The following is a 19737-nucleotide window of genomic DNA, read 5'->3' as shown; positions in this document are numbered from 1 at the left end:
GTTGGGGGGCGGGGAAAGGACCGGGCCGTTCAGGCCAGGATCTTCACGCCCTGCGCCGTTTCTATCTGCGCGCCGAGGCGCGGCGGGCCGTCGGCCTGTTCCAGGCGGATCAGGTGGTCGGCGCCCAGCCAGGCCAGGCCCTGGCGCAGCAGCCCCGCCTGGGGATGGCTGCCGGACAGCTCCCTGAGCGTCAGGTTCTGGCGCGGCAGGCTTACCCCGGGGTAGTCCGGCACGTCCCACTGGATCAGCGTGGGCAGCAGGCCGTCGCCGGCGGCGTGGCCGGCCTCGCGCCAGGCGGGCAGGCTGCCGTCGTCCGGCACCGTCAGCCGCCAGCGCAGCGCGCCGCGCGACATGGGGATGGCGGGGGGAAGGCGTTGCGGATGCTCGGCCTGCATGCGCGTCAGGTCCAGCGGCGCTTCCACGCGGGCGGCCCAGTGGGCCAGGTAGGGGCCCTGTTCCAGCCGGGCGCGCACGTCGCCCTGGTCCAGCCCGAACCAGCGCGGCCGCTCGGGCGCGTCGGCGTCCGGGTCGATGGCGATGACTTCCAGGTAGATGCCGCCGGCCAGGCCCAGCACCCGGTTGTGGGTGCCCATGCGCGGATGGGCGCCGCCGCCGGCGGGCGCGATGCCGAGGAGCCCGGCGACGTAGTCGGTGCCGCTGTCGAGGTCGGCGGCGGCGATGACGAGGTGATCGATGACGAGTTTCATGGTGTGGCTATGGTAGCCCAGCGGGCCGCCTCAGCCATCGAGATCGCGCCGTTTCAGGACCCGGTCTATCAGCCCCCATTCCAGCGCTTCTTCCGCGGTCATGTAGCGGTCGCGGTCCAGCGTGCGCTCGACCTCCTCGTAGCTGCGCCCGCAGTGCTGCGCGTAGACCCGGATCACCCGGTCCTTGGTCCGCTGCATTTCCTCGGCGTGGATGAGGATGTCCGACGCCTGGCCCTGGAAGCCGCCCAGCGGCTGGTGGACGTGCAGGCTGGCGTTCGCCAGCGCGCACCGCTCGCCGGGTTCGCCCGCCATCAGCAGGAACGAGCCCATGGAGCGGGCGGTTCCCATGCACAGTGTGTGCACCGGACACGTGATGTACTGCATGGTGTCGTACATCGCCAGGCCGCTGGTGATGACGCCGCCGGGCGAGTTGATGTACAGATAGATCGGCTTGGTGGGGTTTTCGGACTCCAGGAACAGGAGCTGCGCGCAGACCAGCGCCGACACGGCGTCGTTGACTTCGCCGTTGAGGAAAATGATGCGGTCGCGCAGCAGCCGCGAATAGATGTCGAAGGACCGTTCTCCCCGGCCCGACTGCTCGACCACCATCGGCACGTATTGCATGACGTCCTGCATGGACGATCTCCTGTGTTGCGGATGCTTCGCGCGGGGCCCGGGTCAGGCCGCGCGCATGAGGAAGGGGCCGGCGTCGTTCGCGGCGGCGCGTCCGCGGCGTTCCAGCCGCGCGTCGTCCAGCGCATGGATGATCCGGAGCACGGTGCCGCCGCCCTCGGCGGGCCGGAGCTGGAACGTCACCAGGCTTTCGAGAAAGGGCGGCTCGTCGTCCCGCATGCGGTAGCGGACTTCCTGGGCGGGCGTCGCGTCCACGGGGTCGGCGCAGGCCAGCGCCCGGGCGGGCAGCCACTGTTCGCGGAACTCGGGAATGCTGATGGCGCGCCAGACTTTGTCGGGAGGCGCGTCCAGTTCGTATTCGAGCACGATGTCTTGCGGCTGGCCTTCGGGGGCGGTGTCGTTCATTGGTCCATGTCCTTGAGCAGGGCGGCCAGGGCGTCGATACGGGCGGGCCAGTAGGCGCGGTACTTCGCCAGCCATCCGGCGATGAGCGCCAGGCCGTCCGGATCGACCTGGTAGTTGACGTAGCGGCCCTGCCGGGTTTCCCGCACCAGCCTGGCCTTGCGCAGCACCGCAAGGTGCTGGGACATGGCCGGCTGGCTGATTTCCATGCCCGCGCGCAAGGCGCTGGCGTTCATGCTGCCGGCGGCCAGCTTCTCGAAGATTGCGCGGCGGGTCGGGTCGGCCAGCGCCTTGAAGATGTCGTTTTCGATCATGCCGATACATTAGCGCATGCTTATGTGTCAGGCAAGCGGCATCGCCCCGCGCCGCGGCCGCGCATGAAAAAACCCGCCGTTTTCGCGGCGGGTTCGAGGGGGGCGGAAGCAGGGTCAGGCGGCTTCGCCTTCCTCGCCTTCCTTCTTGACGGGCTTGACCAGGTCTTCGCGCTTGACGCCCATCCACATGGCCAGCGCCGCGGCGACGAACACCGACGAATAGATGCCGAACCAGATGCCGATGGTCAGGGCCATGGCGAAGTAATGCAGGGTGGGGCCGCCGAAGAACAGCATGGCCAGCACCATCATCTGGGTCGAGCCGTGGGTGATGATGGTCCGCGAGATCGTCTGCGTGATGGCGCTGTTGATGACTTCCTGCACGTCCGCCTTGCGGTACTTGCGGAAGTTTTCGCGGATACGATCCATGATGACCACGGATTCGTTCACGGAGTAGCCCAGCACGGCCAGCACCCCCGCCAGCACCGACAGCGAGAACTCCCACTGGAAGAAGGCGAAGAAGCCCAGGATGATCACCACGTCGTGCAGGTTGGCGATCACGCCGGCGACGGCGAACTTCCATTCGAAGCGGAAGCCCAGGTACACCATGATGCCGATGACCACGACGAGCAGCGCCATCAGGCCGTTGTGCAGCAGTTCCTGGCCCACCTGCGGGCCCACGAACTCCACGCGGCGCAGTTCGACGCCGGAATCGGCGGCCTTGAGCGCGGCCATGACGGTTTCGCTCTGGGTGGCCGAGGTCTGGCCTTCCTGCAGGGGCAGGCGGATCATGACGTCGTGCGAGGTGCCGAAGTTCTGCACCTGGAAGTCGGTGTAGCCCAGCTTCGAGACGACGCCGCGCACGTTTTCAAGCTGCGCCGTCTGGGCGTAGTTGACTTCCATGACCGTGCCGCCGGTGAATTCGATCGACAGGTGGAAGCCGCGCGTGAGGATGAAGAAGACCGCCGCCACGAAGGTGACGAGGCTGATGATGTTCAGCACCAGCGCGTGGCGCATGAACGGGATGGTGCGGTGAATACGGAAAAATTCCATTTTTCGCCTTCGGCTTTATCGGTGGCGGGCGGCCATGCCGCCCGCGCGGATGTTCAGTTGGTCTTCGGCTTCCAGACTTCACCGATGGAGATAGTCGTGAGCTTCTTCTTGCGGCCGTAGTACAGGTTGGCCAGCGCGCGCACGCCCACCACCGACGAGAACATCGAGGTCAGGATGCCCAGGCAGTGCACCACGGCGAAGCCCCGGATCGGGCCCGAGCCGAAGGCCAGCAGCGCCAGGCCCACGATCAGCGTCGTCAGGTTCGAGTCCAGGATCGTGCCCCAGGCGCGCTCGAAGCCATGGTGGATGGCCTGCTGCGGCGAGGCCCCCGCGCGCAGTTCTTCCCGGATGCGCTCGTTGATCAGCACGTTCGAGTCGATGGCCATGCCCAGCGTCAGCGCGATGGCCGCGATGCCCGGCAGCGTCAGCGTGGCCTGCAGCATGGACAGCAGCGCCAGCAGCAGCAGCACGTTGAGCGTCAGGCCGATGGTCGAGAACACGCCGAACAGGTGGTAGTACAGAATGATGAACACGGCGATGGCGAGGAAGCCGTACAGCGTCGAATGGAAGCCCTTCGAGATGTTGTCGGCGCCCAGGCTCGGGCCGATGGTGCGTTCTTCGATGATGGACATCGGCGCGGCCAGCGCGCCCGCGCGCAGCAGCAGCGCGGTGTCGGCGGCTTCCTCGGGGCCCATGCTGCCGGAGATCTGCACCTGCCCGCCCGCGATTTCGCTGCGGATGACCGGGGCCGTGACCACTTCGCCCTTGCCGTTTTCGAACAGCAGGATGGCCATGCGCTTGCCGATGTTGTCGCGGGTCACGTCGCGGAAGATGCGCGCGCCCTTGGAGTCCAGCGTCAGGTGGACGGCGGCCTGCTGGGTCTGCGAGTCGCGGCCGGGCTGGGCGTCCTGCAGGTTTTCGCCGGTCAGGACGACCTGGCGGCGCACCAGGATCGGACGGCCGTCGCGGTCGTTGTAGCGTTCGAGGCCGAAGGGCACGGTGCCGCCCAGCAGCGCGGCCTGCGCGGCGGGGGTGTCGTCGACCATGCGGATTTCCAGTGTGGCGGTGCGGCCCAGCAGTTCCTTGGCCTTGGCCACGTCCTGCACGCCGGGCAACTGGACCACGATGCGGTCGCCGCCTTGCTGCTGGATGACCGGTTCGGCCACGCCCAGTTCGTTGATGCGGTTGTGCAGCGTATTGATGTTCTGCTTCAGCGCGGAATCCTGCACGCGGGTGACGGCGGCCGGGTTCAGGGCGCCGATCAGCACGGGCTTGCTGTTTTCCTCGCGTTCGGTGAACTCCAGGTCGGGCAGGCGGCTGCGCAGGGTCGAGATGGCGCGGTCGCGGTCGGCCGTGTTGGCGAAGGTGGCGGCGACGCCCAGGCCCGAGCGTTCGACGCCGGCCACGTTGATCTTCTGGTCGCGCAGCACCGAGCGCACGTCGGCGGCCAGGGAGTCGTAGCGGGCGGTCAGGGCGCCCTGCATGTCCACCTGCAGCAGGAAGTGCACGCCGCCGCGCAGGTCCAGGCCCAGGTACATGGGCTTGGGCGCGAACCAGCCCAGCGCGCGCATCCAGGCGGGCGAAGCGGGCAGCAGGTTCAGCGCGACCGTGTAGTGCGGGTCGCCGGCGACGGTGTTGAGGGATTTGTCGATGAGGTCGCGGGCCTGCAATTGCAGGTCGGTCGACGCGAAGCGCACGCGGACGGTGCCGAGCGTGCCGTTCTGTTCGTAGTAGACCCCCTCGTTGGGGATCTTGGCGTCCGCCAGGACCTGGTCGACCCGGCCCAGCATGGCGTTGTCGACCTTGACGGTGGCCTTGGCGCTGGAAACCTGGACGGCGGGGGATTCGCCGTAGAAATTGGGAAGCGTGTACAGCAGGCCAATGATGACCGCGATCAGGACCGTAATGTACTTCCAGAGAGGATAGCGGTTCATTGCCGGCTACTTCATGTGAGAGTGATGAAAGGGCCGCCCGGGCGGCAAGCGCGGCGGGCGGCGGGAGGTGCCTGGGGCCTGTTCCCGCTAAAGGAACGAAGAGCCCGATAGGGCTCCTGTGGGACGCTTACAGGGCCTTGATGGTTCCCTTGGGCAGCACGGTCGAGACCGAGGACTTCTGCATGATCACTTCGACGGGCTTGTCGGCCAGTTCGGAGACTTCGACGGTGACGTAGCTGTCGTTGACCTTGGTGACCTTGCCGAGCATGCCGCCGGCGGTGACCACTTCGTCGCCCTTGGCCAGGGCGGCGATCAGATTGCGGTGTTCCTTCTGGCGCTTCATCTGGGGACGGATCATCAGGAAATAGAGGATCACGAACATCAGGATGATGGGCAGCATGCCCATCAGCGCGTTGCCTTCAGGGGCGGCCTGGGCCACGACGAGGCTGGCGGTATCGATAACGGACATTGAATTCTCCTGCGGTTAGTCTGTTTGGGTGTTTATGTCTATGTTTTTATGCGCCCATCCCCGCGCGAGCCATGGATAGGGCAAGCCGACTATTGTAGCGAGGTTATGCTCGACGCAAGAAACCCCGGAAGCGCGCCGGCCAACGCTCGCGCCGCCTGGGGCGGCGGGGGAGGGAAACCGGTGGATTGTTGCATGGCGGCGCCGGGGGCCGCTACCGGGGATGGAGCCCCGGCTTTCGGCTTCAGTGCTCAAATGATAGCGCGGGCGCGCAATTCCTCCAGGCGGGCCGGCTCCAGGCCCAGTTCGTCACGGAGGACTTCGGTGCTGTGCTGGCTCAGCATGGGGGCCGGGCCGTAGCGCACCGGGGTGGCCGAAAAGTCCAGGGGGCTGCGCAGAGTGGGGGTGCCGCAGCCGCGGCCGTGGGGCACGGACAGGGCGAGCCGCCGATGCCGCGCCTGTGGGTCCTCGAACACCTGGGCCAGGTCGTTGATCGGCCCCGCGGGCACGCCGGCCCGGTCGAACAGGGGAAACAGATCGGCGCGCCGGCGCGCGGCCAGAAGCGGCGCCAGCAGGTCGCGCAGCTCGGTCCGGTGGGCGACCCGAGAGGCATTGCTGGCGAAGCGCGGGTCGGCTGCCAGATCCTGCCGGTCCAGCACTTCGCACAGGGCGTGGAACTGCGCGTTGTTTCCGGCAGCCAGGATCATGCGGCCGTCGACACAGGCGAAGACTTCGGACGGCGCCGCGATGGGATTGGTGTTGCCCTGCCTGGCCGGCAGCCGTCCGGTCATGAGATAGCCCACCGCCAGATGGCCGCTCAGCGCGACCGAGGCGTCCAGCATGGAGGTATCCACGTACTGGCCCGTGCCGGTGCGGCGCTGGTGCAGCAGGGCGCCCAGGATGGCGATGGCCGCATACAGGCCGGTGACGACATCCGTGATGGGGATCGCCGTGCGCATGGGACCGCCGCCGGGGGCGTCGTCCGCGTGGCCGCAGGTGCTCATGACCCCCGCCAGCCCTTGCAGGATGAAGTCGTAGGCCGCGCGCTGCGCGTAGGGGCCGTTCTGGCCGAAGCCGGTCAGCGAGCAATAGACCAGGCCGGGCTTGCGTTCGGCCAACGTGGCGTAGTCCAGCCCATACTTGGCCAGGGTGCCGACTTTGTAGTTTTCCATGACGATGTCGCAGCGCATGGCCAGGTCGCGCGCCAACGCGGCTCCTTCGGGCGTGGAGATGTCTATGGTGACGGAACGCTTGCCTCGGTTGTAGGCCAGGTAGAGGGCGGAGTCGTTGCTGTCGTCTCCATGGGCGTCGGGCAGGAAAGGCCCCATGCGCCGGGTGTCGTCGCCTTCGCCGGGTCGTTCTATCTTGTAGACGATGGCGCCCATGTCGGCCAGGATCTGCGTGCACAGCGGACCGGCGATCACGCGGGTCAGGTCCAGGACCTTGACCCCTTCGAGGATGCGGGGAGACATGGTTTACTCCAGGCGGATGCCGGCTTCGGCGATGACCTTGGCCCAGCGCTGCGCCTCGCTGGCGATGAAGCGGTCGAATTCCTCCGGTTTGCCGCCGACCGGATCCACGCCGTACTCGATCAGTTGCGCCCGCAGGTCGGGCTGGTCCAGGACCCGCTGGACGGCCGTGGACATGCGGGCAGCGAGGGCATCGGGCACCCCCGAGGGCGCGAGCATCCCTATCCAACTGCCCAGGGCGAAACCCGGCACGCCCGCTTCTTCCATGGTCGGCACCTCGGGAGCGGCCGGCCAGCGTTCAGCACTGGTAATGGCCAGGGCGCGCAGCTTGCCCGCCTTGACCTGGGGCATCATGGTCTGCACCGAATCGAAGATCGCGGCGACCTGCCCGGACAGGAGATCCCCCATGGCCGGCGCCACGCCCTTGTATGGCACGTGCGTGATGCGCAACCCGTTTTCCTGGGCGAACTTCTCTGCCGTGAGTTGCGCTCCCGACCCCGCGCCGCTCGAAGCAAAGGTGGCGCGGTCGGGATTGGCCCTGGCCCAGGCGATGAACTCGGCCAGGCTGCGCGGCGGCAGTTTGCCGCTGGACACCAGCAGCATGGGAATGCGGCCGAACAGGCTGATCCCCCGCAGGTCGCGCAGGGGATCGTAGGCCATGCGCTTGTACAGGCTGGGATTGATTGCGTGCGCCATCACCACGACGACGAAGGTATAGCCGTCGGGGGCCGACCGCGCCACCGTCGAAGAGCCGATCTGGCCGTTGGCTCCGCCCTGGTTTTCGATCACGATCGGCTGGCCGACTTCGTCGCTGAGCCTGCGGGCGATCAGCCGCGTCACGGCGTCGGAAACGCCGCCCGTGGTGTAGGGCACGACGATGTGCAGCGGTTTTTCCGGATACTCGGCGCGGGCGGCGCCCGCGCAAGAAAGAACGCCCGCAACGGCCAGGGCGGCAATGCCTTTGGTGATGGTTCGCATCATGTCGTTGTCTCCTTTTAGTCTTGGCAACCCCAGGAAACGGCGTTCCTCGGGAGCGGCAAATTCGCGCAGCGGATGGCGGTCGGGCTGGGTCGATGGCGGGGTCAGGTCTCCGGCAAGGCGATCCAGCCCTGCGCCAGCCAACTGGCGGGCACCTGCAGGGGGTGGTCCAACAGCATCTGGGCGTAGGATTTGCCCAGCGGGTCCGAACGCATGCTGGCCATGCCGCCGCCGCCCAGGGCTTCGTGCAGCAGGAAGTTCATGGCATGCAGTCCCGGCACGTCGTATCGCTCGACCCGGCCCTTGACCAGGTGCGAGAAATACGCGCGCACCTGGTCCGGGCCCAGTTGGCCGCGTATCCAGGGAAGGAATTCGGGGCGGCGCGCGATGACGCCGATGTTTTCGATGTCGCCCTTGTCGCCGCTGCGGGCCCAGGCCACGGCCTGCAAGGGGACGATGAGCAGTCGCTCGGGGCTGTCCCCTGGCCGGACGGCGGCGGGCTCGCTGTCCGCCGGTGCCGGCGGAACGGTGTCCGGGCCGGCGGCGGGCGCTGGAACGGCGTGGCGGGATTCGTCGATCAGCACGTATTCCGTTACCCATGACTTCGGCAGCAGGAAGGATTGGACGCGTATCACGGGCTGGATGTCGGCCCTGCCATAGAACGACGAGCGGGTGCCCGGCCCCATGGACGTGCCTGCCGAGGCGCATTCGCGTTGCAGGAAGCCCAGCGCCTGGGGCTGGTCATGGCGGACCGCGATGCGGAGGATGACCTCGCGGGTGGGGAGGTGCCGAGCCTGCGGACCGTACAGCGCCTCGCAGCCCAGCATTTCGACCAGCGTGTCGCGGTAATCCGCAAGGCCGTGCTCGCGCATCATGCGGCGGCTGCGGTCCAGCAGCGCGGCGGCGGTCTTTTCGGCCTTGGCTTGCGCCTGCGGCCCGCGGATGGCCAACAGCGTTGCCAGTTGGTAGCCGTCCCGCCAGGTTGCGTTGGCCTTGTAACTGTCGGTGGGCGGACGTCCTCGGGCGCCGCGCACCGCGACGCGGTCCGCGTCCAACTGCGTCACGCCGACATGCCGGAAATCGCAGATGACGTCCGGCATCAGATAGCTTGCCGGGTCGCCGATCTCATACAGCACCTGCTCGGCGACGCAGCCCGCTGCGATCAGGCCGCCGGTGCCGGCGGGCTTGGACAGCACGAGGCTGCCATCCTCGGCACAATCGAGGACGGGATAGCCCATGTTGTCCCAGCCGGGCACCGATTGCCAATCGGTATACAGGCCGCCGGTCGCTTGCGCGCCGCATTCGATGAGGTGCCCGGCCAGGGTGCCGGCGGCCAGCCGGTCCCAGTCGTCCCAGCGCCACCCATGCTCATGCGCCAGGATCCCCAGCACGGCGGCGCTGTCGACGCAGCGGCCCGTAATGACGATCTGCGCGCCCTGGCCGAGCGCCAGCGCGATGCCGCGCGCGCCTGTATAGGCATTGGCCGAATAGGGCGCTTCCGGCAGGCCTTCGACACCCTTCGCGCGCAAGCGGGGGAGCAGGGGCAGGACGTCGTCGCCGACGACGATCGCGATGCGCGGCGCGACGCCCTGGCGCGCCGCGGCCTGCGCGAGGGCGTCGCGGCAGGCCTGGGGATTCAGGCCGCCGGCATTCGCCACTACGCGTATGCCGCGCTCGACGATCTGGCGCAGTTGCGGCTCCATCGCGGCATGGATGAAGTCCGTGGCGTATCCCAGCGACGGGTCCTTGCTGCGGGCGCGAGCCAGTATCGACATGGTGGTCTCGGCCAGGTAGTCGTAAACCAGGTATTGCAGGCCCGGCACCGCCAGCAGTTGCGGGGTGGCCGTGGCGGAATCTCCCCAGAAGCCGCTGGCGCCGCCGATCCGGACGGGGCTCATGATGCGGCCTCCCGGGATGCCGGCGGCTCGATGCGCAGCAAGGGCCTGTCCTTGGAGGCCTGGCCGCCGGCCTGGGCCGCGAGTTCCACGATACGGCCCGCGACGGGGGCATACAGAGTGTGTTCCATCTTCATCGCCTCCATGGTGAGCAAGGGATCCCCAGCGCCGACCTGATCGTCGGCTTGCACGGCAACCAGCAGGATGCGGCCGGTGAAAGGAGCCGTGACCGTGCCGTCCGCCATGGCGGCATTACGCGGCTTGTGAGCCGGGACTTGCAGGAATTCCCAGGCGCGGCCGCGATGGAACAGACTAAGCCCGGCTTCGCCGGCAGCAAGGCAGACGCTTTCGCGGGCGCCATCGAACTCGGCCTCCAGAACGCTGCGATCGGGCGACTGCCATCGGGCATTGCGCAGTTCGAACCGATGCGGCCCGGTGTCGATCGTGGATTCGGACAGATTCGCCTCGATGCGCCAGCCTTGCCCATCGGGCGTCACGCAGATGTCCCAGGAGGTGTTTTCCTGCATCAGATTGGCGCGCCACGGGCGGGCGGCGGGACGCGGCGGCGCGATGTCCGGACCCGGTGCATCCATGGCGCAGGCATAGGCGGCGAAGGCGGCCCACGCCACTGTCAGCGGGGGCGCGGCGGGGCGGGCTTTCAGGCTTGCGCCGAAACGTTCCTCGACGAAGCCCGTGTGTACTCCGGATCCCGCGGCGAACACCGGATCCTCCAGGCAGGCGGCCAGAAACCACTGGTTGGTGGGCACGCCCAGCACGACGCATTGCTCCAGGGCTTGCCGCAGCTTGCGGCGCGCCTCTTCGCGGGTGCGGCCATGGGCGATCAGCTTGGCGATCATGGAATCGTAATAGGGCGAGATCGCACCGCCTTCGGCGAGGCCGTGGTCGATGCGCAGGGCGCGCGTTTCCTGCGGCGGCCGCCAGCGCCGCAGCGTTCCCGTCTGCGGAAGGAAGCCCGCCGGCACGTCCTCGGCCGTCAAGCGCACCTCGATGGCGTGTCCCCGGAATTGCAGCGCATCCTGCTCCAAGTCCAGCGGTTCGCCCGCGGCGACGCGCAACTGCCATTCGACCAGATCCAGCCCGGTAATTGCTTCGGTCACTGCATGTTCGACCTGCAGGCGGGTATTCATCTCCATGAAGTAGAAATTGCCGTCGGGGGCGAGCAGGAACTCCATGGTGCCCACGCCCTGGTAGCCGATGGCGCGCGCGCTGCGCAGCGCGGCCTGGCCCATGCGCGCGCGCAGCGTATCGTCCACGGCCGGCGACGGCGCTTCCTCGATGATCTTCTGGTGGCGCCGCTGGATGGAGCAGTCGCGCTCTCCCAGGTGAATGACATTGCCATGGCTATCCGCCAGCACCTGGATTTCGATGTGGCGCGCGCGCTCGATGGCTTTCTCGAGGATCAGTTCGTTCGAACCGAATGCGGCCGCGGCTTCGGACGCTGCGGACGCCAGCGCCGGCGGCAGTTCTTCCGGGTTCCGGACTTGTCTCATGCCTCGTCCGCCACCTCCTGCCGCGGCCTTGATCATGACCGGGTAACCGATGCGCCCCGCCGCCTGGGCATAGGCCTCGGCGCTCTGATCGCCGTCCTGGTAGCCGGGGATGCAAGGCACGTCCGCCTCGGCCATCGCCACCTTGGCCCGGGCCTTGTTGCCCATCATCCGGATAGCCGCCTCCGGCGGGCCGACGAAGACCAGGCCGGCTTGTTCGACTGCGGCGGCAAATTCCGCATTTTCCGCCAGGAACCCATAGCCGGGATGCACCGCGTCCGCGCCGGCGCTGCGCGCGGCCTCCAGGATGGCCGCGATGTTCAGATACGAGTCTCCGGCGGCCGGCCCGCCGATGCGCACGGCGAGGTCCGCCTCGCGCACGTGCAGGCCGTCGGCGTCCGCATCGGAGTACACCGCGACGCTGCGGTAGCCCAGGCGCCGGGCGCTGCGCGCGATGCGGCGCGCGATCTCGCCGCGATTGGCGATCAACAAGGTGTGGAAGGGTCGGACGAGTTTTCTGTCGGTCATGGAAGGTCTCAGGCAGAGGCGGCGCCGCAAGCCAGGCGTACGTCGTCGGCGGTGATGGTCTCGGTCCAGTTGGGGGGGCGGCGCTCGCGGAATGCGGCGATGCCTTCCACGCCTTCATCGCGCAGGCAGCGCGCGAACAGCGCGGCCGCGCGGTCCGGTTCGGCGCCCGCCGGCTGCGGCGCGGCGGCGCATTCGGCCAACAGAGGCTTGATCAGGGCGTTGGCCCGCGGTGCGCAGGCGCAGATGAGCGTCAGCCAGTGCGCCAGCAGCCCGTCGAGCGAGCTGCGGTCCGGCGCAAGCTGGTCCGCGATGCCCAGCCGCACGGCTTCGGCGCCGCGTACGTGTTCGCCGCTGATGCCCAGCCGGCGCGCCAGGCGCAGTCCCAGGCGCGCAACGACGAATGGGGCGATCTGCGCGGGGACCAGTCCCAGCCTGGTCTCGCTCAGGGCGAATCGAGCGTCGTCCGTGGCCAGCACGATGTCGGCCGCGCAGGCCAGCCCCATGCCGCCGCCCATCGCCGCCCCTTCCACCGCCGCGAGCACGGGCATGGGCAGGGTTGCCAGGCGCGCCATGAAACGGCCGAATCCGAGATTGCGCGCCGCGGCGGCTTCGTCCTGGCGCCCGGGGCCGGCCAGATTGGCGGCAAAGCCGCCGACATTGCCGCCGGCACAGAAAAAGCCGTTACTGCCGCGCACGATCAGCGCCCGCGGCGGCGGTTCGCCGGGTTCGACGGTAATGGCGCGGTCCAGTTCGGCGACCATCTCCGCGCCGAGCGCATTGCGGGTTTCGGGGCGGTTGAGCGTGATGAAGCGCAGGCCGCGGCGATCGGCGACGATGAGGTGCCGGTAGGCGTTGTCCATGGCTGCCTCAGCCGCGCCTGGCCATCAGGCCCATATGGCGGGCGATCACCATCAGCATGACCTCGTCGGCGCCGCCGCCGATGGAGCACAGCCGGTAGTCGCGGTAGGCGCGGGACACGGGGTTGTCCCAGGTGTAGCCCATGCCGCCCTGGAACTGCATGCACCATTCTGCGATTTCGCGAGACAGCCGGCCCGCTTTCAGCTTGGCCATGGACGCCAGTTCAACTACGTCGCCGCCTTCGATATAGGTTTGCGTGGCGAGGTAGATCAGCCCGCGCAAGGCCTCCAATTCGGTTTTCAGTTCGGCCAGCTTGAACTGTATGTATTGATTGTCCAGCAACGGCCGGCCGAAGGCCTGGCGCTGCCCGAGATAGTCCGCCGTTTCCTGGATCCACATGATGGCGGCAAGGCGGCGCGCGGCGCCGTCCAGGCGTTCCTCCTGGAATTGCTTCATCTGGTAGATGAAGCCCATGCCTTCCTCCCCGATGCGGTTGCGCGCCGGTACGCGTACCTCGTCCAGGAATATTTGGGCGGTGTCTGAACTCCACATGCCGAACTTGCGGATTTTCTGGATTTCCACGCCCCGGACGCGTTTGCCGTTTTCGCGCAAGGGCACCACGATGAGCGATTTGTTCTTGTGCGGACTGCCATCGGACGTGTTGCACAGAAGGCAGATCCAGTCCGCCTGGGTGCCATTGGTGATCCACATCTTGGAGCCGCTGATGACGTAGTCGTCGCCGTCGCGCCTGGCCCGGGTCTTGAGGGACGCGACGTCCGATCCGGCGCCTTGTTCGGATACGCCGATGGACGCGACCATGTCGCCGGCGATGGCCGGGGCCAGAAATTCACGGCGCAGCGCATCGGAGCCGAAAGCGGCCAAGGCGGGAGTGGCCATGTTGGTCTGCACGCCGATACCCATTCCCACGCCTTGCGCGCGGACGTATCCCAGGGCTTCGGATGCCGCCATGGCGTAGGAAAAGTCCAGCCCCAGGCCGCCATAGGCTTCGGGTTTGGTGATGCCCAGAAATCCCAGCGCGCCCATTTTCTTGAACAGTTCGTGCGCGGGAAAGATCTCGGCAGCCTCCCATTCGTCCACGTGGGGATCGATTTCGGCGGAGATGAAGCGTCTCAGGCTGTCCATCAGATCGCGGTGCTGCTGCGTGTAAAGCATGTCTTCTCCTTGTTTGCAGGGGCTTGGCCGGCACTGGGGATTCAGAAGCGGGGCACCCCGAACTGTATGGGGCGCGACGGATGCGATTGCGCCTGCGCGATGATGGCCAGCACGAAGGCCAGCACCGGGCGCGTGTCGCGCGGGTCGATGACGCCGTCGTCGAGCAAATGGCCGCTGGTGTAGAACGCGCCGGCCTGGCGGTCGAAGCTCGCGATGATGTCGGCCTTTTGCGCGGCCAGCCGGGCTTCGTCCAGAGGGCGGCCGGTGCGCTCGGCCTGTTGGCGCGCGACGATCTCCAGGGTGGCCGCGGCCTGTTCGCCGCCCATGACCGCGGTGCGCGCATTGGGCCACGAGAAGCAGAAGCGCGGCCGGAAGGCGCGGCCGCACATGCCGTAGTTGCCCGCGCCGAACGAAGCGCCGCAGTGGATCGTGATCTGGGGCACCTGGGAGTTGGACAGGGCCTGGATCATCTTGGACCCGTGCTTGATCATTCCGGCCTCTTCGGAGGCGCGGCCGACGATGAATCCGGTGGTGTTCTGCAGGAACAGGATGGGCGTGCCCGACTGGTTGCACAGATGAATGAACTGGGCGGCCTTGGTGGCTCCCGCGGGATCGATCGGCCCGTTGTTGGTGATGACCCCCACGGCGTGTCCGTCGATCCTGGCGTGGCCGCAAACCGTGTGCTCGCCGTAGTCGGGCTTGAAGTCCAGCCATAGCGAGCCGTCCACGATCCTGGCGACGATCTCGCGCATGTCGACGGGGCGGCGGTGTTCCAGCACCATCGCGCCGGCCAGTTCGTCGGGGTCCGATCGCGGCGGCGCGGCGCGCGCGGGGGCTTCCGCCCTTGGCCAGGGCAGGGCGCCGACCACGGCGCGGGCGATGGCGATCGCGTGGGCGTCGTCATCGGCCACGTATTCGGCCAGGCCGCTGATTCGGGCGTGCATGTCCGTGCCGCCCAGTTCTTCGGCAGTGGCGATTTCGCCCGTCGCGGCCTTGAGCAGCGGGGGGCCGGCAAGAAAGGCCCTGGCTTGCCCGCGCACCATGATGACGTAGTCGGACAGGCCGGGCATGTACGCGCCTCCCGCGGTCGACGAGCCGTGGACGATGGTGATGACGGGCACCCCGGCGGCGGAAAGCCGGGCCAGGTTGTAGAACATGCCGCCGCCCCGGATGAACTTGTCGACCCGATACTTGCGCAGGTTGGCGCCGGCGGATTCCACGAGGTGCACGAACGGCAGCCTGTTCTCCAGGGCGATTTCCTGGCACCGCATCAGCTTCAGGTTGCCGGCTTCGGTGAGCGCGCCGGCCTCGATGGCGGAATCGGTAGCCACCACCATGCACCGGACGCCGCTGACATGGCCGATGCCGGCGATCTGCGAGCCCCCGGGGATGCAGGTGTCCAGATTGGAGTCGTCCAGGCCATAGCCGGCCAGCGTGGCCAAGGGCAGGAAGGGCTGGCCCGGATCGAGCAGGCGGTCGACGCGTTCGCGCGGCAACAAGGCGCCGCGGCTCGCGAATGTCGCGGCCGCGCCGGCCGAAGCGTGCGCGGCGCGCTCTTCCAGGCTACGCATTTCGGCAATCAGGGCCAGCATGCCGGCGCGTTGCTCGATGAAGCCGGCCGAGCCGGTGGCGATGCGGGATTCGTAGGGGGTCATGGCTGGAATGTTGTCATGGGTTCTTGCGGCCGCTGGCGGTTGCAGGCACATTCCAGGCCAGGGACACTTCCGTCGCAACGACTATCTGCCCGGCTGTGCACCATGTACACAAACCTTCCGCCAATCGGACTACGACCGGGCCTTCCCGGTTGATCGAGGAGTGCCGACCATGCCGCTGCGCGTCGCTGTGCCACGACCTTCTTCGCCTGTTTCCGCGCGACGGCCCGTGCGCGGAGGGCAGAGCATCGGCCGGGCGCTGGGCCTATTGCGCCTATTGGGCGTGGAGCGGGAATCCGGCGTGGAATTGCGCGAACTGGTGGCGCAATCCGGGTTGGACCGCACGACCGCGTACCGGATGCTCGCGACGCTGGTGTCCGAGGGGTTCGCCCACCGCGATCTGGCCGGCGGGACTTACCGGTTGGGATTGGAGGCGATGGGATTGGGGCTGGCGGCGCTCGCCCAGTCGCCGCTGACGCAAGTCTGCGTGCCCCTCATGAAGGCGCTGGCGCGCCGCTCGGACGAGCATGTATTCCTGGTGGCGCGCTGCGGCGACTACAGCCATTGCCTGCATCTGGAGGAGGGGCCGCGCCCGATACGATCCTACGCGGACCATGTGGGCGGCACCCGCTTGCTGGGGCTGGGAATTCCCAGTTTCGCCTTGCTGGCGCAGTGGGACGACGAGCGGATCGGCGGTCACTTCGCACGGCACCAGCGCCAGTACGAGGCGCGCGGCCTTTCCTTGCCGAAGCTCCTGCGCTGGATCCGGCAGGCGCGCGCGCAGGGCTATGCGCAGGTGAGCGGCCAGGGCGCCGGGGGAGTGGGACTGGCGTTCGCGGTGGGCACCATCGGCACCGCGGCCCTGGGGATAGTGGCCCCGGCCCATCGTATGCCGCGCAGCCGTGGGGCGGAATTGGCGCGGGCCATGGAAGAGGAACTGCGGCGTTTCGAGATCGGCCCGCCCCGTTAGCGCGGAGCCAGCCTAATCCACCCCTCGCTTGCGGTCGGCCGCGAACTGCGCGCGCCAGGCGTCGAAGCGGCCTTCGGCGATGGCTTCCCGCATTTCCTTCATGATGGTCAGGTAGAAATGCAGGTTGTGCAGGGTGTTCAGGCGCGCGCCGGTGATTTCGTTGGCGCGCTGCAAATGGTGCAGGTACGCCCGCGAGAAATTCGCGCAGGTGTGGCAGCCGCAGCCCGGGTCCAGCGGGCGGGTGTCGTCGCGGTACTTGGCGTTGCGGATCTTGACGTCGCCAAACCGGGTGAACAGCCAGCCGTTGCGGGCGTTGCGGGTCGGCATGACGCAGTCGAACATGTCCACGCCGCGGGCGACGCCTTCGACCAGGTCTTCCGGCGTGCCCACGCCCATCAGGTAGCGCGGCGCCTGCGCCGGCAGCCTGGGCGTCACGTGCGCCAGGATGCGCATCATGTCTTCCTTGGGTTCGCCGACCGACAGGCCGCCGATGGCGTAGCCGTGGAAGCCGATGTCCTGCAGCCCGGCCAGGGATTCGTCGCGCAGCGATTCGTACATGCCGCCCTGGACGATGCCGAAGAGGGCGTTCGGATTGCCCAGGCGGTCGAATTCCTCGCGCGAGCGGCGCGCCCAGCGCAGCGACATGCGCATCGAGCGGGCGGCTTCCTCGACGGTGGCGGGCCGCCCGTCGATTTCATAGGGCGTGCATTCGTCGAACACCATGACGATGTCGGAATTCAGCGAGCGCTGGATGCGCATGGATTCTTCCGGCGTCAGGAACAGGCGCGCGCCGTCGATCGGGGAGGCGAACTTCACGCCCTCCTCGGTGATCTTGCGCATGCCTTGCAAGCTGAACACCTGGAAGCCGCCGGAGTCGGTCAGGATGGGCTTGTCCCATTGCATGAAGCCGTGCAGGCCGCCATGCTTTTCCATGATTTCCGTGCCCGGGCGCAGCCACAGGTGGAAGGTGTTGCCCAGCACGATCTGCGAGCCGATTTCCTTCAGTTCGTGCGGCAGCATGGCCTTCACGCTGCCGTAGGTGCCCACGGGCATGAAGATGGGCGTCTCGACCACGCCGTGGTTCAGCGTGATGCGGCCGCGGCGGGCGCCGCCGTCGGTGGCGAGCAGTTCGAAGTTCAGTCCGGTCATGGGGCGGGGGACTCGATAAACATGGCGTCGCCATAGCTGAAGAAGCGGTAGCGCTCGGCGACGGCGTGGGCGTAGGCGCGGCGTATCGGTTCGACGCCGGCCAGCGCCGACACCAGCATCAGCAGGGTCGACTGGGGCAGGTGGAAGTTGGTTACCAGGGCGTCGATGACGCGGTAGCGGTAGCCGGGGGTGATGAACAGGCGCGTGTCGCCCTGGGCGGCCGCCAGCGGCAGGCCGGGGGCGGCGAGCTCTTCGGTCTGGGCGGCGGCGGATTCCAGGGCGCGCACGCTGGTCGTGCCGACGGCGACGACCCGGCCGCCGCGGCCGCGGGCGGCGGCGATCGCGTCCACCGCGGCCTGGGGCACGGTGAACCATTCGGCGTGCATGACGTGGTCGGCCAGGTTGTCCACGCGCACGGGCTGGAAGGTGCCCGCGCCCACGTGCAGCGTGACGAAGGCGCGCGCCACGCCGAGCGCGTCCAGGCGGTCCAGGGTGGGCTGGTCGAAGTGCAGGCCCGCGGTGGGGGCCGCCACGGCGCCGGGCTCGCGGGCGTAGACCGTCTGGTAGCGCTCATCGTCGCCGGCGTCGGCCTGGTGCGTGATGTAGGGCGGCAGCGGCGTCGCGCCATGGGCGTCCAGCAGATCCAGCACCGGGCCGGGAAAGCGGATGTCGAAGAGTTCGCCTTCGCGGCCCAGCACCGTGGCCTCGAACGCGTCGGCCAGGCGCAGCACCATGCCCGGCCCGGGCGACTTGCTGGCGCGCACGTGGGCCAGGACGCGGTCGGGTTCGGTGATGCGTTCGACCAGCACCTCGACCTTGCCGCCGGTGATCTTGTGGCCGTTCAGGCGCGCCTTGATGACGCGGGTGTCGTTGAAGACCAGCAGGTCGTGCGGGCGCAGCAGCGCGGCCAGGTCGGCGAACTGCCGGTCATGCAGTTGGCCGGCCCGGTCCAGGTGCAGCAGGCGGCTGCCCGTGCGTTCGGCGGCGGGCGCCTGGGCGATGAGCTCGGGCGGCAGGTCGTAGTTGAAATCGGCAACGGTGAGGGATGGGGTCACGCGGATATCCGTCCGGAAAAGGGCGGCAAAAGATGGCACAGGCGAGCCGGGCGGACCCGGGACAACCCATTATTGTAGAACGGCCGGCCCGGCGCCTTCCGATCAAGGCGCCGGTTTCCACCCCAGCCGGCGGGAGCAGCCGGCCGCCGCCGCGATCAGCGCCCGCACCGGTTCGCCCTCGGGCGCCAGGTCGAAACCGCCGTGCAGCCCCAGGCCGGTGATGGCGCCCGCCAACTGGCCCTGGGCGTCCAGCACGGGCACCGCGGCCGAATCGATGCCGTGCAGCAGATGGCCGCTGACGCTGGCGTAGCCGCGCTGGCGGGTGGCCTGCCATTGCCGGCGCAGCGCGGCGGCCGGGTCGCCGGGCGGTTCGGCCGCATCCAGCGCGCGCGCCGCGTCCTGGCGCCGGGCCGCGTCGGGGTCCTGGCCCAGCAGCGCGCCCCATTCGGACAGCGCCCGCGGCAGGGCCACGGCCTCGGGCAGCCAGGCGGCGTAGACCCGGCCGGTGGCGCTGTTGAGCAGCGGCAGCACCGAACCCACCCGCACGTTGACGGTCACCGGCAGCCGCGCGTCGCGCCACTGCACGATGGTGGGGCCGTGCTGGCCCCAGACCGAGATGAACACAGTCTGGCCGATGGCGGCGCTCAGGCCGTCCAGGCAGCCTGCCGCCAGCTTCACGAAATCCACGTCGGCCAGGGCCGCCAGCCCGGTGTGGAGCGCCTGCGGGCCCAGCCGGTAGCGGGCGCTGGCGGCATCCTGCTCGACATAGCCGCGCCGTTCCAGCGACACCAGATAGCGGTGCACCTTGGCGCGCGGCATGTCCAGGCTGCGCCCCAGTTCGGACACGGACAGGGCGCCGCCCAGCTCGGCCAGCCGCGTCAGCACGTCCAGGGCGATTTCGGCGGACTGGATTCCGGTGCTGCTGTTTGTTGACATCGATTCGTCTCTTATTAGAATACGTGTATCACTAAAAAATACATCAGCCGCGGGCCGCGG

The 19737-nt window shown here is 68.4% G+C and carries 18 protein-coding genes; 1 reads left to right on the top strand and 17 read right to left on the bottom strand.

Annotated elements, in window-relative coordinates:
• Window positions 1-29: 29 nt before the first annotated feature.
• From WHX56_RS28280 to WHX56_RS28215, 14 genes are all read right to left on the bottom strand, one after another.
• Complete coding sequence (locus WHX56_RS28280) at window positions 30-707, bottom strand: VOC family protein (RefSeq protein WP_287752717.1); 678 nt, start codon at window positions 705-707, stop codon at window positions 30-32.
• A 30-nt stretch (window positions 708-737) separates the two neighbouring features.
• Complete coding sequence (locus WHX56_RS28275) at window positions 738-1343, bottom strand: ATP-dependent Clp protease proteolytic subunit (RefSeq protein WP_129246040.1); 606 nt, start codon at window positions 1341-1343, stop codon at window positions 738-740.
• Between the two features lie 42 nt (window positions 1344-1385).
• On the bottom strand, window positions 1386-1745 hold the full coding sequence (locus tag WHX56_RS28270) for an SRPBCC family protein (protein WP_287752716.1): 360 nt from the start codon (window positions 1743-1745) through the stop codon (window positions 1386-1388).
• Complete coding sequence (locus WHX56_RS28265; RefSeq protein WP_338879606.1) at window positions 1742-2056, bottom strand: metalloregulator ArsR/SmtB family transcription factor; 315 nt, start codon at window positions 2054-2056, stop codon at window positions 1742-1744. Before WHX56_RS28265 ends, WHX56_RS28270 begins: the two co-directional genes overlap by 4 nt.
• A gap of 114 nt (window positions 2057-2170) precedes the next feature.
• Window positions 2171-3106 (bottom strand): protein translocase subunit SecF, encoded by a 936-nt coding sequence (gene secF, locus WHX56_RS28260; RefSeq protein WP_129246046.1) that lies wholly within the window; start codon window positions 3104-3106, stop codon window positions 2171-2173.
• A gap of 53 nt (window positions 3107-3159) precedes the next feature.
• Window positions 3160-5040, bottom strand: coding sequence for a protein translocase subunit SecD (gene secD / locus WHX56_RS28255; RefSeq protein WP_129246048.1), 1881 nt, complete (start codon window positions 5038-5040; stop codon window positions 3160-3162).
• A 127-nt stretch (window positions 5041-5167) separates the two neighbouring features.
• Window positions 5168-5509, bottom strand: coding sequence for a preprotein translocase subunit YajC (gene yajC / locus WHX56_RS28250; protein WP_013395762.1), 342 nt, complete (start codon window positions 5507-5509; stop codon window positions 5168-5170).
• 248 nt (window positions 5510-5757) lie between these two features.
• On the bottom strand, window positions 5758-6978 hold the full coding sequence (locus WHX56_RS28245) for a CaiB/BaiF CoA transferase family protein (RefSeq protein WP_129246050.1): 1221 nt from the start codon (window positions 6976-6978) through the stop codon (window positions 5758-5760).
• A 3-nt stretch (window positions 6979-6981) separates the two neighbouring features.
• The gene (locus WHX56_RS28240; protein WP_338879605.1) at window positions 6982-7956 is read right to left on the bottom strand and encodes a tripartite tricarboxylate transporter substrate binding protein; all 975 of its coding nucleotides are present in this window, start codon (window positions 7954-7956) and stop codon (window positions 6982-6984) included.
• A gap of 101 nt (window positions 7957-8057) precedes the next feature.
• Window positions 8058-9851 (bottom strand): acyclic terpene utilization AtuA family protein, encoded by a 1794-nt coding sequence (locus WHX56_RS28235; protein ID WP_338879604.1) that lies wholly within the window; start codon window positions 9849-9851, stop codon window positions 8058-8060.
• Window positions 9848-11884 carry an acetyl/propionyl/methylcrotonyl-CoA carboxylase subunit alpha gene (locus WHX56_RS28230; protein ID WP_338879603.1) on the bottom strand — a complete coding sequence of 679 codons (2037 nt, stop codon included), beginning with the start codon at window positions 11882-11884 and terminating at the stop codon, window positions 9848-9850. The genes WHX56_RS28235 and WHX56_RS28230 overlap by 4 nt, the downstream gene beginning before the upstream one ends.
• A gap of 8 nt (window positions 11885-11892) precedes the next feature.
• Window positions 11893-12744: an enoyl-CoA hydratase/isomerase family protein gene (locus WHX56_RS28225; protein WP_338879602.1), complete on the bottom strand. Its 852-nt coding sequence runs from the start codon at window positions 12742-12744 to the stop codon at window positions 11893-11895.
• A gap of 7 nt (window positions 12745-12751) precedes the next feature.
• Entirely contained in the window at window positions 12752-13915 is a 1164-nt protein-coding gene (locus WHX56_RS28220) for an acyl-CoA dehydrogenase family protein (protein WP_338879601.1), read from the bottom strand.
• Window positions 13916-13956: 41 nt separating this feature from the next.
• Entirely contained in the window at window positions 13957-15570 is a 1614-nt protein-coding gene (locus tag WHX56_RS28215) for an acyl-CoA carboxylase subunit beta (RefSeq protein ID WP_338879600.1), read from the bottom strand.
• 226 nt (window positions 15571-15796) lie between these two features.
• Here WHX56_RS28215 and WHX56_RS28210 point away from each other — a divergent pair, with 226 nt between their 5' ends.
• Window positions 15797-16537: an IclR family transcriptional regulator gene (locus WHX56_RS28210; RefSeq protein ID WP_338879599.1), complete on the top strand. Its 741-nt coding sequence runs from the start codon at window positions 15797-15799 to the stop codon at window positions 16535-16537.
• A 12-nt stretch (window positions 16538-16549) separates the two neighbouring features.
• Here the strand turns inward: WHX56_RS28210 and tgt are convergent, their stop codons facing one another.
• The 3 genes from tgt to WHX56_RS28195 all read right to left on the bottom strand — a co-directional run bounded on the left by tgt (window position 16550) and on the right by WHX56_RS28195 (window position 19677).
• Entirely contained in the window at window positions 16550-17686 is a 1137-nt protein-coding gene (tgt, locus tag WHX56_RS28205) for a tRNA guanosine(34) transglycosylase Tgt (protein WP_338879598.1), read from the bottom strand.
• A complete protein-coding gene (gene queA, locus WHX56_RS28200) occupies window positions 17683-18741 on the bottom strand; it encodes a tRNA preQ1(34) S-adenosylmethionine ribosyltransferase-isomerase QueA (protein WP_338879597.1) in 1059 nt (352 codons plus the stop codon). Before queA ends, tgt begins: the two co-directional genes overlap by 4 nt.
• 102 nt (window positions 18742-18843) lie before the next feature.
• Window positions 18844-19677, bottom strand: coding sequence for an IclR family transcriptional regulator (locus tag WHX56_RS28195; RefSeq protein ID WP_287752709.1), 834 nt, complete (start codon window positions 19675-19677; stop codon window positions 18844-18846).
• Window positions 19678-19737 lie beyond the last annotated feature (60 nt).

This window comes from Achromobacter veterisilvae (genome assembly GCF_037619525.1).
Classification (GTDB): Bacteria; Pseudomonadota; Gammaproteobacteria; order Burkholderiales; family Burkholderiaceae_B; genus Achromobacter; species Achromobacter veterisilvae.
The sequence above is the reverse complement of the archived record's forward strand: the minus strand, read 5'-3'. Positions and strand labels throughout refer to the sequence as shown.